Raw genomic sequence first — 12,796 nt, forward strand, 5'->3', positions numbered from 1 at the left:
TGATTTGACAAATAATCTAACATGCACTATGCTATAAGAGTAGTAATTATTTGAAATGGGTGAAACTTATGACGAACCGGGTAAGACGGACAATGCCGATTCTTCCCATCAGCATCGTGATGCAGCTGACGGAATTGACTGCAAGACAAATTCGTTATTACGAAGAGCATGGATTGGTCAACCCTGCCCGCACAGAAGGCAATAAACGTATGTTTTCGCTGAATGACGTCGACACCCTGCTCGAAATCAAGGATTACTTGGACCAAGGGCTGAACATGGCTGGCATCAAGAAAATATACGACCTAAGAGAAACGCCGAAAAACGAAAAAGCAGAGCCGAAAAACTTAAGCGATGCTGAGTTGCGCAAGCTTCTCCATGAAGAGTTGAAACACCAGGCGCGCCCATTAGAAAAGGGCGGCTTCAGGCAAAGTGATTTATCCCGTTTCTTTAACTGAAATGGGCTTACATACAACTACAATAGGAGAGTGAAGAGAACATGGGCAAGTATTCAAAAGAAGACATTCAACGATTAGTAAAAGAAGAGGACGTTAACTTTATTCGTCTACAATTTACAGACATTCTTGGGGTCATCAAAAACGTTGAAATACCGACATCCCAGTTGGACAAAGCACTCGACAACAAAATGATGTTTGATGGATCTTCTATCGATGGATTCGTACGCATCGAAGAATCGGATATGTACTTATTCCCAGACCTTGACACATGGGTTGTATTCCCATGGATCACAGGAAAAGGAAAAGTAGCACGTTTAATCTGTGACATCTACAGCCCGGATGGTACGCCATTTGCTGGAGATCCACGCGCGAACTTGAAGCGCGTATTGAAGGAAATGGAAGAGCTTGGATTTACACACTTCAACCTTGGACCAGAGCCTGAATTCTTCTTGTTCAAATTAGACGAAAGAGGCGAACCGTCTCTAGAACTAAATGACCACGGCGGCTATTTTGACTTGGCACCGATGGACCTTGGCGAAAACTGCCGACGCGACATCGTTCTTGAGTTGGAGGAAATGGGCTTTGAAATCGAAGCTTCCCACCACGAAGTAGCACCTGGACAACACGAAATCGACTTTAAATACGCAGATGCGATCAAAGCATGTGACGATATCCAAACCTTTAAATTGGTTGTTAAAACGATTGCCCGCAAACACGGGCTTCACGCAACATTCATGCCGAAGCCATTATTCGGTGTAAACGGTTCAGGAATGCACATGAACGTATCATTGTTTGATGGGGATCGCAACACATTCCTTGACGAAGATGGCGAATTGAAATTGAGCGAAACGGCTTACCAATTCATAGCCGGCATTATCGAACACGCACAAGGCTTTACAGCGGTAACAAACCCGCTTGTAAACTCGTATAAGCGTTTGGTTCCAGGTTACGAAGCACCTTGCTACATCGCTTGGTCTGGCCAAAACAGAAGCCCATTGATCCGTATTCCGGCATCACGCGGCTTGTCAACACGCGTAGAAGTGCGCTCTGTCGATCCGGCAGCAAACCCATACTTAGCAATGGCAGTACTTCTAGGTGCTGGTCTTGACGGAATCAGAAGAAAATTGACTCCGCCAAACCCAGTAGACCGCAACATCTACGCAATGAACAAAAAAGAGCGCGAAGCAGTAGGCATTAAAGACTTGCCAGGTACTTTGTATTCAGCTCTTCAGGAATTGCAAAATGATAAAGTAATGACAGACGCTTTAGGCGAACACATTTTGAACAACTTCGTCGAAGCGAAAGAAATCGAGTGGGATATGTTCCGCACAAGTGTACACCCTTGGGAACGCGAGCAATACTTGAAAATGTATTAATAGTCATACCGCTGAAGCTCTGGGCTTCAGCGGTTTTTTTATTTGCCTAATTTTAATCATCTTGATTTAAAAGGGGGTAGATAGTTCTCGAAAGTAATGAGCAATTTATGAAAAAGTAGTCAAGGAAACGGCAGTGCAGTACATGTGGAATTATTTTACAATCAGTGTGGAGGTTTATCAACAAGTAGCTTATAACGAGGAGACCGGACGGAACATCAAGGACATCATTCCGCACGATACGAACATTTTTGTGGAGGCAAGGATTTACGACTTGTTATAGGCACCACAATTTGATCAAGAACGTGAACCCGTGACTGATGAACCAGAAAAGGCAAAGAAGCAAAGTGTTCATGACGAACCGTTAGATTAAAGAAATGAAGAAGGGGGAGTGTATCTCTCCCTTCTAAATTCATGAGGAGTGAAAATGTTACCAAATTTTTCTAAAGAATAATAGACTACACCAAAATATTGAGAAATCGAAGGAGAATTGGTGAATGATAAAGAGCCAGAATCTAAAAGAATATATCTGACGGAACTGGACTAAGGAACTTTCCCACCAAGGCGTAACTCAGGGGCCGAGCGAGGGGCCGCTGCAAAATCTAAATTTTGGTGATCTACTTAGACTGAAAATTCGCCAGGAAGTAAGAAAAGGGATGAACAACTGATGAAGAGGGCTGCATCAGTTGTTGACCGGCACTCCCTGCTCATCAAAAGTAATCCAAGGCGAATCGTCATAAGTTAGCTTTGGGTAGTCCATCCCTCTTTCTATGCTACGACCACCTATAAGATCATCGGGTAAACCCGGTGAGTGTAAGACCGTTAACATCAATCGTTCCTCTGATCGATCATACGTGTACTCGTAATGCATATCGGGCTCATCTTCAAATTTATAGATAACTTCCCAGTAACCTTGCTTGCTTTTTTGTGATACTTTTTTCATCACGGTTTCGGAGTCTGCGCCTTGTGCTTTTAAATAAGCGGTGGTTCGTTCTTCTGCTTTTTGCTCATAGTATGGGAAGTTGTAATACCAATAAAGACAGAATCCAAAAACAATAGCGAGTAGGTAAAGAAGTCTTTTTTTGTATTTCAATCTTTTCATCTCCTTTTCTTTTCAAAATTGTACCAGAAATGTATATAGAAAAGAGAAGGGAAATAAAATAAATAATTTCAGGCTAATAAACCGTCAGTGCTTAAGTAGTAAAGGGTTATGTCAGGAAAGAACCTATCATTTTCATACAAAGCACAATACCGAGAGGAGGAAGAACATGTCGATAAAATTGAATGCTGCTGTGTTAGCACTCTGGATTACGTAGATCGTGGCCTTTGACCGCAGTTATAGACGTCATGCCATGTGATAAACGCACTCATAAAACGGGAAGAGCATGACGATTTCTGAAAGCTTCCCAAGCTACTATCTGGCAAAGAATCCAGCAAAGCGTATTTACCATCGCTGCTGCTTAGTCATATGGATTGGTCAAGAAGTTCATATGTTTAAATAGGACGAAGTTAGAAGAGTGTGCTCCAGAGCTTTTTGACGTTTCCCTATCTCAAGTCAATGCGTCCCAAAGTAACTAGAATGTAGCAAAAATAGGTGACTGTATGATGTCAAATGGTATTAGAGGGTTCATTACCGGACAGAGTGCGGATTTGCTGATTATCGTTGATCCGTTTAAGCACTCAGAAGCGATGAATTCGAAAACAATTCGTGACAAAGTATGGGATGAACAGGGGTTCGCGCTTCCAATCAGCTTGAATAAAGGCGTATCTGTCATTGCGATCATGAAGCACTGACATGAGAATGATATCATTGATCGATTGCATAAACGTTCTTCGCATGAATGGAAGCGAATTTGAAATCCCACTCGGGTAAAAGACGAAGATGACTTGCTTGATCACGAAATAGGCAAACCATTTTGTCCGGAGTTATACTTTAATAAATTTTAGACTGGTAACCCGGAATTGGTTCACGTTGAGAATGAAAGATGAGAAGCTGAGTAACGCAATCAAGGAGTGGCTGCGTATATTGAAAACGAAAGAAGTTTTCAAGGACATGTGGCAGTTTGAGAGAAAGACGGGGAATAAAGATGTGGCCATTGAAAGTTCGATACGTCTAAATACAACTTGAATACTACGTAGTTAAAAGCGGGATATAACGGTTCGAACACGAGTTCATCAGCCAACTATATAGAAGAAACTTATTTTGATTGAAATATATTATGAGCACACAAGATTATTGTTATCGATCAATTTTCATCTATTACTATACATCAATAAATAAAGTAGAGTTTAATAATTTTAGACTGATCAAGTTTTAAAATCTATGAAAATCTTTAAAAAGACCGAGTATATAATTCGCACAAGCGTCCACCCTTTAGAAAGAAAGCAATACTTGAAAATATATTTATAGTCAAACTTTTGAAGCTTTCGAGGTTGGGGGGGTCTATTAAAAGTTAAATAGATCTCAAGTAATAAAATCATTCCAGTTTAGTGTAATAGGAAGCGATACAAAAAGAGAAAAAGACAGTCTTTTCAGACCGTCTTTCTCTCTTATTTTTTTGTTTTGAGAGGTATAGCGCTCCCGAATATAATGCCCAATCCCATACCCATAGCAAGGCCGATAGCTAAATTGTCTATCGCAATCCCAATAGCAGATCCAATACTTACCCCGAAGGCAATACCAACACCTATATTTGTTTCACGCTTATTGCTTTTATTCTTGTTCTCTGAGAGTTCTTTATCATCCGTCATAAAAATTGCCTCCTTATTTCTGAGTCTGATTTTTATTTTTCGATGTGAAAGCATAGAGGCCTAAAAAGATAACTAACAATGCAGGGATGACTGTAGCACCCATAGAATTACCTCCTCGTATATAAACTTGTTAATACTAGTACGGATACAAAGGATAGAAGTTTCGTTAACAAAAAGTTGTAACTGGAATACGCAATATTTTACATAAATGAATATAAGTCTTGAAAGAACTAATTTATTAAGAAAACTCTTATTTGGAGAAATACTATAACCCCAAATATGCTAATAAAAGCCCACACAACCTCCCAAAACCTGCATCTTCAGCAACAGCTCCCATTATAAAGTTGATAAACATCTGTAAAGTTCAGTAAAAATTTCAGTGCTTAATTTGTTTACAGGAGAATTTTTCGGGTTATAATTAAGTGCAGCCAATATGTTTAATAACTCATACTGAATTTTCCTTTTTAACGAAGGAAGATTTTGTGGGAGGGGATTAAATTGAGGAAAATCCAAGGACTTCCAAGTCTTATTGAGTATTTGGAGTCAGTAAATTATCCGCTGGCTGCAGAGCAGATTACAGATTTGATGTCGAAGAGAAAGATTCCGCACCGCAAAGCGTTCCAGGACACTGTGATTTTTAATTTGGAACACATCGACTGGTGGATTGCTGAGCAGCGGAAACGATGATGAGTTAAAGAATGTGCTTAACAAAAAAGAAGATCTCGGCTCCCGTTCTGCAAAGAAATGGGAACGGGGTTTTCCTTTTTTTTTTGGTAACTTTATACACTTTTGAGCGTCTACTGTTATAATAATGTAAAAAGAAGGGAAGATCGGCTATGCGTTTTTTGAAAACAATTCTTATCTTCCTCATATTTTTTTCATTCGCGGGAATTGGTGCTTATGTAGTGGGGCCGGATTTTTCAGCCGACCGATTGGTTGCAAAAGCGACAGAGGAACTGCGAAGCTCGGGCCAGATGGAAAAAATAGTGGAGTACGTTGAAAGTGATCCGCAAATGATGGAGTACGTTGAAGAGGCTCAGGCGGCTGAACAAGAAAGTGAAGCTTTGCCATTTGAAACAAGCGATGATGCAGCGGGCACCGTCATTAAAAAAGTGGGCATTACCGACTTGGCCAAGATGAAGTCAGGGATTGAGGACGGCACAATGTCTGCAGAACAAGTGATTCAGCAATTGGAAGAAGATCTTAATGAAGAAGAAATGCTGGCGCTGAAAGTGCTGATGTACCAGGAATTATACAAACAGCAATAAAACATAGAATATGGTAGACTGATTCACGGAGACAAAGTAAATAATTCTAAGGAGGCCATTGCATGAAAACATTTCAAGTAGAATTTAATTTTGATCAAGGAAACACCATTGTTCATAACGTCCAGGCTGTGGACAAAGAATCGGCACTGGGTAAAATTCCTTCCAATGGTACTTATGAAATTTCTGATGTGGAGACAGGCAATATTTATCGCATTACAATCAATTTGGTTAATTATATAAAAGTCAGCGAGTTGTAGAAGAACTTTTCTCGATAAGCTGCACGCGGGTGCTGCTTATGCAGCATCTTTTTTGTGCCCATATGTCAAAGCAAGCAATTTGAAACTGGAGGGATTAGATGAATTTCAAAGGGTCAAGCGCATACGAAGAAAAGGATTTTTTAGCAAACTACCTGCAAAGAAGAAACCGGATTGACAGCCCCAATAATAGTATTGAAAAACCGGTGATTTATGAACTTCTTGGCGAGTTTCAAAACAAACGGATACTGGACTTAGGCTGCGGGGACGCCACTTTTGGCAAAGAGCTTCTTCAAGCGGGCGCAAATCAGTACCACGGCGTAGAAGGATCTCGGGCGATGGAGAGGCTGGCAAAAGAAAATCTAGCAGGGCTGAATGCGCGCATCAGCTTGGCTACTATGGAAACTTTCGCTTATCCAAAAGAGAGCTACGATATTGTGGCTTCACGCTTAGCGATTCACTATTTGCCGGATGTGGAACGGCTGTTTAAACAGATTTACCAGACGTTAAAGCCGCAAGGAACCTTTGTCTTTAGCGTCCAGCATCCGCTGACAACCAGTGCTTTTGACAGCAAAAAGTCTGGAGAGAAAAGAAGCAACTGGATAGTGGATGATTATTTTAATGAAGGCGAACGGCAAGAGCCTTGGATTGATAAAGTGGTGGTCAAGCATCATCGAACCATCGAAAGTTATTTTACAGCATTATCGAATGCAGGGTTTAGCGTTACAGGACTTCAAGAGGGCATGCCAAAGCGGCAGCATTTCGAGGATGTTGGCGAGTTTGATAGAAGAAAAAGAATTCCGGTTATTTTGGCTTTCAGCTGCGTGAAACTCGAATAAGGAAAAGTTTACATAATAATAATACAATAAAAAAACACCGGGAAGATTGCTCCCGGTGTTTTTTAGTGAATCTGGCGGTAGACGCCGACAACTTTACCAAGAATGGAAACTTGGTCAACGATGATAGGATCCATCGATGAGTTTTCAGGCTGCAGACGGAAATAGCTTTCTTCGCGGAAGAAACGTTTGACTGTTGCTTCGTCTTCAGCCGTCATCGCTACAACGATGTCGCCGTTATTAGCTGTTTGCTGCTGTTTAACAATGACATAGTCGCCGTTTAAAATGCCGGCTTCAATCATACTTTCACCCATAATTTCCAGCATGAAGATATGATCATCTTCTGTACCATAGCTCTGGGGCAGTGGGAAGAATTCTTCCACATTTTCAATAGCTGTGATGGGAATACCAGCGGTTACTTTACCGATTAACGGCACATGCAAAACTGGACTTTTATCAATAAGCGCTTCGTCAGTGCTGATTACTTCAATTGCTCTTGGTTTTGTTGGGTCGCGGCGAATCAAGCCTTTGCTTTCAAGCCGTGCCAAGTGGCCGTGTACGGTCGAACTGGATGCCAAACCGACTGCTTCGCCAATTTCACGTACGGACGGTGGGTAGCCTTTTAAGCGAACTTCTTCTTTTATGAATGTCAGAATATCTTCTTGGCGCTTGGATACTTTTTTCAACAGTTTCACCTCATTTGAGTAATTCTACTTAATTTCTACCAATAGTATACCAACTCGGGCTGTGAAATGCAAACATAGGTTCGAATTTAATTCTTGACAACAACACCTGTTCGCCTTATTATGAGAACATACATTCCGAACATACATTCTCAGGAGGCGATCAATTTGACAATCATTCGACAAAACTTTTACTTAATCGCGTTTTTTGCTTTAATTGTGGCATTTACTTTGTACGCAATTCTGTCCCATAATACTAATAGTGCGCAAATGAGCCAAGTTGAAATAGAAGAAGGCGACACACTTTGGACTTTAGCTGAATCGTTCAGCGGCACAACCCCCCATCACGAATGGATAGAAGAGATTATGAAAGAAAACAATCTTTCTACTTCTAAAATTATTGCAGGGCAATCTCTTAAAATTCCCAGCGATCAATTAAAATTTGCTCCTGATGAGACCACTAAATTTGCAGGTGATACTGAATGAAAAAAAATGCATTAATTTATTGCCGTGTCAGCACGACCAAAGATACTCAGGAATCTTCACTTGAGAGACAGGAAGAGGAACTGATGAAATTTGCATTTGAACAAGGCCATCAAGTGGATGCTGTGTTTACCGATCAGCACAGCGGCTATGAAATGGACCGTGAAGGGCTGCTCGAGATGCTGAATTCGATCAAAACCGAGCAAGTCGACGCGGTATTCGTCCAAGACGAAACACGTTTAGGGCGGGGCCATGCCCGCATTGCGCTGCTGCATGTGATGAAGAAATACGGTGTGGAAGTTTACACGCTATCAGACCGGGGACCCATCGCATTAAATGACATGGACGATATGGTTCTCGAAATTCTGGCGATCGTCGAAGAATACCAGCGCAAAATACATAATGCCAAAATTAAGCGGGGCATGAAGCGCGCTGTGGAAAATGGCTATCAACCGGAAAAAAATCTAAAAGGCAAAGGCAATCCGGATGGACGGGAGCGCCTGGATTTGCCGATTGACCAAATAGTCAGCTTGAAGACCAATGGCCTGACATTCAGCGAAATCGCAGTAACGCTTCAAGGCTTTGGCTATCAGGCGAGCAAAGCAACCGTCCATCGCCGCTATAAAGAGTACGAACAGCTGATGAAAGACTAAAACGTTGCAGAAACCTGACTTTTTTTGTACCATATGTACAGAAGAAAGGTGGATGTCTATGTTATCGCCAGACAAATTAAGTCGCATAAGCCAGCTGTCACGGAAGTCAAAAACTGCTGGATTATCGCAAGAAGAAGCAAAAGAGCAATCCGCGCTGCGTGAGGAATACTTGCAGACTTTCCGCAAAACAATGCGCGGCACAATTGAAAATGTAAAAGTGATTGATCCGAACGGAAACGATGTAACTCCGGAAAAGGTCAAAAATCTTCGAGAGAATAAGTATTTGAATTAACTACTTATTCTCTTTTTCATTGTATTCTTTTCTATTGTTGACTAAACTAATAAGGAATAATATTTTTTTTGAGAGAGGATGTTACTATGTCAACCCACGCAGATCAACTTGCAGTGACTACAATTCGTACACTTTCCATCGATGCTATCGAAAAAGCAAATTCTGGCCATCCAGGATTGCCAATGGGCGCTGCTCCAATGGCGTATACATTATGGACTAAACACATGAACCACAATCCAAAAAATCCAGATTGGTTTAACCGCGACCGTTTTGTGTTGTCGGCAGGACACGGTTCAATGCTTTTATACAGCTTGCTTCACTTGAGCGGCTATGGTTTAGAAATGGAAGAAATCCAGAATTTCCGTCAATGGGATTCAAAAACACCGGGACATCCAGAATATGGCCACACGACTGGCGTTGAAGCAACAACAGGGCCATTAGGACAAGGAATTGGCATGGCAGTCGGCATGGCTATGGCTGAGCGCCATTTAGCGGCTACATACAATAAAGAAGGTTTGAATATCGTTGATCACCACACGTTTTCATTATGCGGAGATGGCGATTTAATGGAAGGCGTTGCCGGAGAAGCCATTTCTCTTGCAGGCCACTTGAAATTAAATAAATTAGTCGTCCTATACGACAGCAATGATATCTCTTTAGACGGACCGCTTGGCAAAAGTTTCTCTGAAAATGTGCAAAAGCGTTTTGAATCTTACGGCTGGAACTACTTGCGCGTAGATGACGGCAATGAACTAGACGATTTGTCTGAAAAAATTGCACAAGCTAAAAATTCATCGGATAAGCCAACGTTGATCGAAGTAAAAACGGTTATCGGCTATGGCGCTCCAAACAAATCCGGTAAAGCTGATGCTCACGGTGCACCGCTTGGCGAAGATGAAATGAAATTGGTTAAAGAATACTATGAGTGGACGTTCGACAAAGATTTCCACGTGCCTGATGAAGTTTACACAACGTTCGAAAAAGCAACCGAAGAACTAGGCGCTAAAGCTGAATCTGAGTGGAACAAACTTTACGAACAATACCAATCGGCACATCCAGAATTGGCTGAGCAATTGCAAAAAGCAATTCGCGGCGACCTTCCAGAAAACTTTGATGCTGAATTCCCAACATACGAGTTTGGCCAAAAACAAGCAACGCGCTCGTCTTCAGGTGAGATGATCAACGCGATTGCGAAAACGGTTCCATCCTTCTTTGGCGGCAGCGCTGATTTGGCAGGATCTAACAAAACCAACATCAAAGGCGCTGGTGACTTTGACGCGGAGCATCCTGAAGGCCGCAACATTTGGTTCGGCGTTCGTGAATTCGCGATGGGCGCTGCGATGAACGGTATGGCTTTGCATGGCGGTTTGCATGTCTTTGGCGGAACGTTCTTCGTCTTCAGCGACTATGTACGTCCGGCAATTCGCTTAGCTGCATTGATGGGTCTTCCTGTAACGTATGTCTTCACGCATGACAGTGTAGCCGTAGGGGAAGATGGCCCAACGCATGAACCGGTCGAACAATTGGCTTCTCTTCGTGCAATGCCGAACTTGAGCGTTGTCCGTCCTGCAGATGCCAATGAAACAAAAGCAGCGTGGCGTTTGGCGTTAACAGCTAAAACTACACCAACTTTATTGGTACTTTCACGTCAAGACTTGCCAATTCTAGAAAACAGCGCAAAACTGGCTGAAGCCGGTGTTGAAAAAGGGGCATACGTCGTTTCACCTGTTGAAAATCCACAAGCGCTATTGCTGGCAACTGGATCTGAAGTGAGCTTGGCTGTAGAAGCACAGAAGCAATTGGCTGAAGAAGGCATTGCTGTATCTGTTGTGTCAATGCCATCTTGGGACCGTTTTGAAAAACAAGACAAAGAATACAAGCAATCTGTTATTCCGAAAACAGTTAAAAAGCGTCTCGCTATTGAAGTCGGTACTTCATTCGGCTGGGACCGCTACACAGGCGACGAAGGCGACATTCTGGCCATCGACCGTTTCGGGGCAAGTGCACCGGGCGAACGGATTATGGAAGAGTTCGGCTTTACAGCTGGTAACGTAGCAAGCAAAGTGAAAAACTTGATCAACGAAAACTAAGTGGGAGAATGGAGGCAGCTAATGCCTCCATTTTTTTGTTCTTTTTGCCGTAAACACCTGGATTTATACTTAGGAAAGCTCAGAAACGACTTTTCTAAGCGAAGTTTCTGTTAATTATTATCCTCCTTATGGTCATGAATCTTTTTTTATAGTATAATCCATTGTGGTGCACTACTTATTTACGCAACACGAAGGAGGTAACAAGAATGGATACATGGATCTGGATCGTAATCGTTATCGTGGCTTTACTCGCAGGTGTTGCACTTGGATTCTTTATCGCACGTCGATACATGATGAAATATTTGCAAGACAACCCACCAATTAATGAAGAAATGCTGCGAATCATGATGATGCAAATGGGACAAAAACCGTCTCAGAAAAAAATCAATCAAATGATGTCTCAGATGAATAAAGCGTCGACTAAACCTGGCAAACCAGCTAAAAAATAAAAAGTACTCTGCGGAGTGCTTTTAACAGGGTTTCTAGCCCAAAACATATTGAATGATGATTACAATAGAGAAGCAATATTGAGGAATATTACTGTTTAAAACGTGTAGGCTGAATTTTCCCCTGAAATTTCTTTTTCTGTTGGTTAATCCTTCATTCTTTACAAACCAAACCACTTTTTCTGTTGAAACTTAAGCAGAGAGGTGGTTTTTTCTATGGAATTAGAAGATGTACTGAAAGAATATTATTACCATTGTGAAGCCAAAGGGTTCACGAAGAAAACTATGATTAATAAGAGACAAGAACTAAAACAGGTTATGGAGTATTTAGTGCAAAAGAGAGCCATTACTGAATTGGAAAGTGTTACTTCTTATGATTTGAAGGCATATGTAAGATTGAAACAGATTGCTGGGTTGCAACCACAAAGTATTGTTTCTATGTTCAAGATAATTCGTGCATTTTTTAGTTGGTGTGTGAAAGAAGAGTATTTATCAGTAAATGTAGCAAGCAAAGTAGAGACTCCGAAAGTACCTAAGAAAGTATTAAAAGGATTTACGCTAGAAGAGATTCATGCCATGATTGAAGCTTTTACTTACAAAACATATCTAGAGGCTAGAAACAAAGCAATTATTGCCATACTTGCTGATACAGGAATTAGAGCTATGGAGGTGAGAGGGCTAAGAACTAGTAATCTAAAAGAGACAACAATACTAGTAAATGGTAAAGGGAATAAGGAACGCGTAGTTTTCATAAGTCCTGCTTTGAAAAGAATTTTAATTAAATACGAGCGAATGAAAAAGCAATATTTTCATAATAAATCTACTTCAGGCGAATATTTTCTCTCATATACTGGCTCAGGACTATCGCATGTGGCGTTAGATAGCATTGTCAAAGAAGCGGGAAGAAGAGCAAAGATTACTGGTAAAAGAGTCTCCCCACACACATTCAGACACTTCTACGCTGTTCAATGTCTTAATGATGGGAACATGGATGTGTATAGCCTATCACGCCTCCTAGGGCATTCTGACATCTCTGTGACACAGCGTTATCTGCAATCAATGAACGATGAGCAGCTTTTGACAAAGGCAATAAACTCAAGTCCTTTAATGGGAAAGAATAAATGATTGCATTAATAATGCTTTTTAACACCTCATCTGAGGTGTTTTTTTATGTGAAAGACGAACACTGACAATGATTTAGAAGTTATTTCC

Annotated in this window: 17 protein-coding genes; 14 read left to right on the forward strand and 3 right to left on the reverse strand. The window is 41.3% G+C overall.

From position 1 onward, the window contains the following. The first annotated feature begins 68 nt into the window (after window positions 1-68). The 3 genes from AC4EHK_RS06485 (at window position 69) to AC4EHK_RS06495 (ending at window position 2,111) form a co-directional block, all read left to right on the forward strand. Window positions 69-455 (forward strand): MerR family transcriptional regulator, encoded by a 387-nt coding sequence (locus tag AC4EHK_RS06485; protein WP_490977988.1) that lies wholly within the window; start codon window positions 69-71, stop codon window positions 453-455. Between the two features lie 41 nt (window positions 456-496). Next, complete coding sequence (gene glnA, locus AC4EHK_RS06490) at window positions 497-1,831, forward strand: type I glutamate--ammonia ligase (protein ID WP_490977989.1); 1,335 nt, start codon at window positions 497-499, stop codon at window positions 1,829-1,831. A 142-nt stretch (window positions 1,832-1,973) separates the two neighbouring features. Beyond that, window positions 1,974-2,111, forward strand: coding sequence for a hypothetical protein (locus AC4EHK_RS06495; RefSeq protein ID WP_490977990.1), 138 nt, complete (start codon window positions 1,974-1,976; stop codon window positions 2,109-2,111). Between the two features lie 399 nt (window positions 2,112-2,510). Here AC4EHK_RS06495 and AC4EHK_RS06500 read toward each other — a convergent pair whose 3' ends face one another. Further along, on the reverse strand, window positions 2,511-2,921 hold the full coding sequence (locus tag AC4EHK_RS06500) for a hypothetical protein (RefSeq protein WP_490977991.1): 411 nt from the start codon (window positions 2,919-2,921) through the stop codon (window positions 2,511-2,513). A 512-nt stretch (window positions 2,922-3,433) separates the two neighbouring features. On the opposite strand from AC4EHK_RS06500, the gene AC4EHK_RS06505 reads away from it, so the two are divergent. Beyond that, window positions 3,434-3,622 (forward strand): hypothetical protein, encoded by a 189-nt coding sequence (locus tag AC4EHK_RS06505; RefSeq protein ID WP_490977992.1) that lies wholly within the window; start codon window positions 3,434-3,436, stop codon window positions 3,620-3,622. A 756-nt stretch (window positions 3,623-4,378) separates the two neighbouring features. Here the strand turns inward: AC4EHK_RS06505 and AC4EHK_RS06510 are convergent. Next, a complete protein-coding gene (locus AC4EHK_RS06510) occupies window positions 4,379-4,579 on the reverse strand; it encodes a glycine zipper domain-containing protein (RefSeq protein ID WP_490977993.1) in 201 nt (66 codons plus the stop codon). Between the two features lie 498 nt (window positions 4,580-5,077). On the opposite strand from AC4EHK_RS06510, the gene AC4EHK_RS06515 reads away from it, so the two are divergent. The 4 genes from AC4EHK_RS06515 (at window position 5,078) to AC4EHK_RS06530 (ending at window position 6,940) form a co-directional block, all read left to right on the forward strand. Then, window positions 5,078-5,266, forward strand: coding sequence for a hypothetical protein (locus tag AC4EHK_RS06515; protein WP_490977994.1), 189 nt, complete (start codon window positions 5,078-5,080; stop codon window positions 5,264-5,266). Window positions 5,267-5,415: 149 nt separating this feature from the next. Further along, on the forward strand, window positions 5,416-5,847 hold the full coding sequence (locus tag AC4EHK_RS06520) for a hypothetical protein (RefSeq protein ID WP_490977995.1): 432 nt from the start codon (window positions 5,416-5,418) through the stop codon (window positions 5,845-5,847). A gap of 62 nt (window positions 5,848-5,909) precedes the next feature. Next, window positions 5,910-6,104, forward strand: coding sequence for a hypothetical protein (locus AC4EHK_RS06525; protein ID WP_490977996.1), 195 nt, complete (start codon window positions 5,910-5,912; stop codon window positions 6,102-6,104). A gap of 98 nt (window positions 6,105-6,202) precedes the next feature. Further along, on the forward strand, window positions 6,203-6,940 hold the full coding sequence (locus tag AC4EHK_RS06530) for a class I SAM-dependent methyltransferase (RefSeq protein WP_490977997.1): 738 nt from the start codon (window positions 6,203-6,205) through the stop codon (window positions 6,938-6,940). A 62-nt stretch (window positions 6,941-7,002) separates the two neighbouring features. Here AC4EHK_RS06530 and lexA read toward each other — a convergent pair whose 3' ends face one another. Next, window positions 7,003-7,623: a transcriptional repressor LexA gene (lexA, locus tag AC4EHK_RS06535; protein WP_142826508.1), complete on the reverse strand. Its 621-nt coding sequence runs from the start codon at window positions 7,621-7,623 to the stop codon at window positions 7,003-7,005. A 165-nt stretch (window positions 7,624-7,788) separates the two neighbouring features. On the opposite strand from lexA, the gene yneA reads away from it, so the two are divergent. The 6 genes from yneA (at window position 7,789) to AC4EHK_RS06565 (ending at window position 12,709) form a co-directional block, all read left to right on the forward strand. After that, window positions 7,789-8,106: a cell division suppressor protein YneA gene (gene yneA / locus AC4EHK_RS06540; protein ID WP_490977998.1), complete on the forward strand. Its 318-nt coding sequence runs from the start codon at window positions 7,789-7,791 to the stop codon at window positions 8,104-8,106. Beyond that, a complete protein-coding gene (locus AC4EHK_RS06545) occupies window positions 8,103-8,756 on the forward strand; it encodes a YneB family resolvase-like protein (RefSeq protein ID WP_490977999.1) in 654 nt (217 codons plus the stop codon). Before yneA ends, AC4EHK_RS06545 begins: the two co-directional genes overlap by 4 nt. 58 nt (window positions 8,757-8,814) lie before the next feature. After that, entirely contained in the window at window positions 8,815-9,048 is a 234-nt protein-coding gene (locus tag AC4EHK_RS06550; RefSeq protein ID WP_490978935.1) for a DUF896 domain-containing protein, read from the forward strand. An 86-nt stretch (window positions 9,049-9,134) separates the two neighbouring features. Further along, window positions 9,135-11,138, forward strand: coding sequence for a transketolase (gene tkt / locus AC4EHK_RS06555; protein WP_490978000.1), 2,004 nt, complete (start codon window positions 9,135-9,137; stop codon window positions 11,136-11,138). A gap of 206 nt (window positions 11,139-11,344) precedes the next feature. Beyond that, on the forward strand, window positions 11,345-11,587 hold the full coding sequence (locus tag AC4EHK_RS06560; RefSeq protein ID WP_058384996.1) for a YneF family protein: 243 nt from the start codon (window positions 11,345-11,347) through the stop codon (window positions 11,585-11,587). A 213-nt stretch (window positions 11,588-11,800) separates the two neighbouring features. After that, window positions 11,801-12,709 carry a tyrosine-type recombinase/integrase gene (locus AC4EHK_RS06565; protein ID WP_490978001.1) on the forward strand — a complete coding sequence of 303 codons (909 nt, stop codon included), beginning with the start codon at window positions 11,801-11,803 and terminating at the stop codon, window positions 12,707-12,709. Window positions 12,710-12,796: the final 87 nt, after the last annotated feature.

The organism is Planococcus sp. TJ-307 (assembly GCF_058268435.1).

Coding starts and splice junctions, on each gene's coding strand:
- AC4EHK_RS06505 (WP_490977992.1), top strand. CDS start 3,434: ATGTCAAATGGTATTAGAGGGTTCATTACCGGACAGAGTGCGGATTTG.
- AC4EHK_RS06525 (WP_490977996.1), top strand. CDS start 5,910: ATGAAAACATTTCAAGTAGAATTTAATTTTGATCAAGGAAACACCATT.
- AC4EHK_RS06550 (WP_490978935.1), top strand. CDS start 8,815: ATGTTATCGCCAGACAAATTAAGTCGCATAAGCCAGCTGTCACGGAAG.
- AC4EHK_RS06565 (WP_490978001.1), top strand. CDS start 11,801: ATGGAATTAGAAGATGTACTGAAAGAATATTATTACCATTGTGAAGCC.
- AC4EHK_RS06520 (WP_490977995.1), top strand. CDS start 5,416: ATGCGTTTTTTGAAAACAATTCTTATCTTCCTCATATTTTTTTCATTC.
- AC4EHK_RS06510 (WP_490977993.1), bottom strand. CDS start 4,579: ATGACGGATGATAAAGAACTCTCAGAGAACAAGAATAAAAGCAATAAG.
- tkt (WP_490978000.1), top strand. CDS start 9,135: ATGTCAACCCACGCAGATCAACTTGCAGTGACTACAATTCGTACACTT.
- AC4EHK_RS06560 (WP_058384996.1), top strand. CDS start 11,345: ATGGATACATGGATCTGGATCGTAATCGTTATCGTGGCTTTACTCGCA.
- AC4EHK_RS06495 (WP_490977990.1), top strand. CDS start 1,974: ATGTGGAATTATTTTACAATCAGTGTGGAGGTTTATCAACAAGTAGCT.
- AC4EHK_RS06545 (WP_490977999.1), top strand. CDS start 8,103: ATGAAAAAAAATGCATTAATTTATTGCCGTGTCAGCACGACCAAAGAT.
- AC4EHK_RS06485 (WP_490977988.1), top strand. CDS start 69: ATGACGAACCGGGTAAGACGGACAATGCCGATTCTTCCCATCAGCATC.
- AC4EHK_RS06530 (WP_490977997.1), top strand. CDS start 6,203: ATGAATTTCAAAGGGTCAAGCGCATACGAAGAAAAGGATTTTTTAGCA.
- glnA (WP_490977989.1), top strand. CDS start 497: ATGGGCAAGTATTCAAAAGAAGACATTCAACGATTAGTAAAAGAAGAG.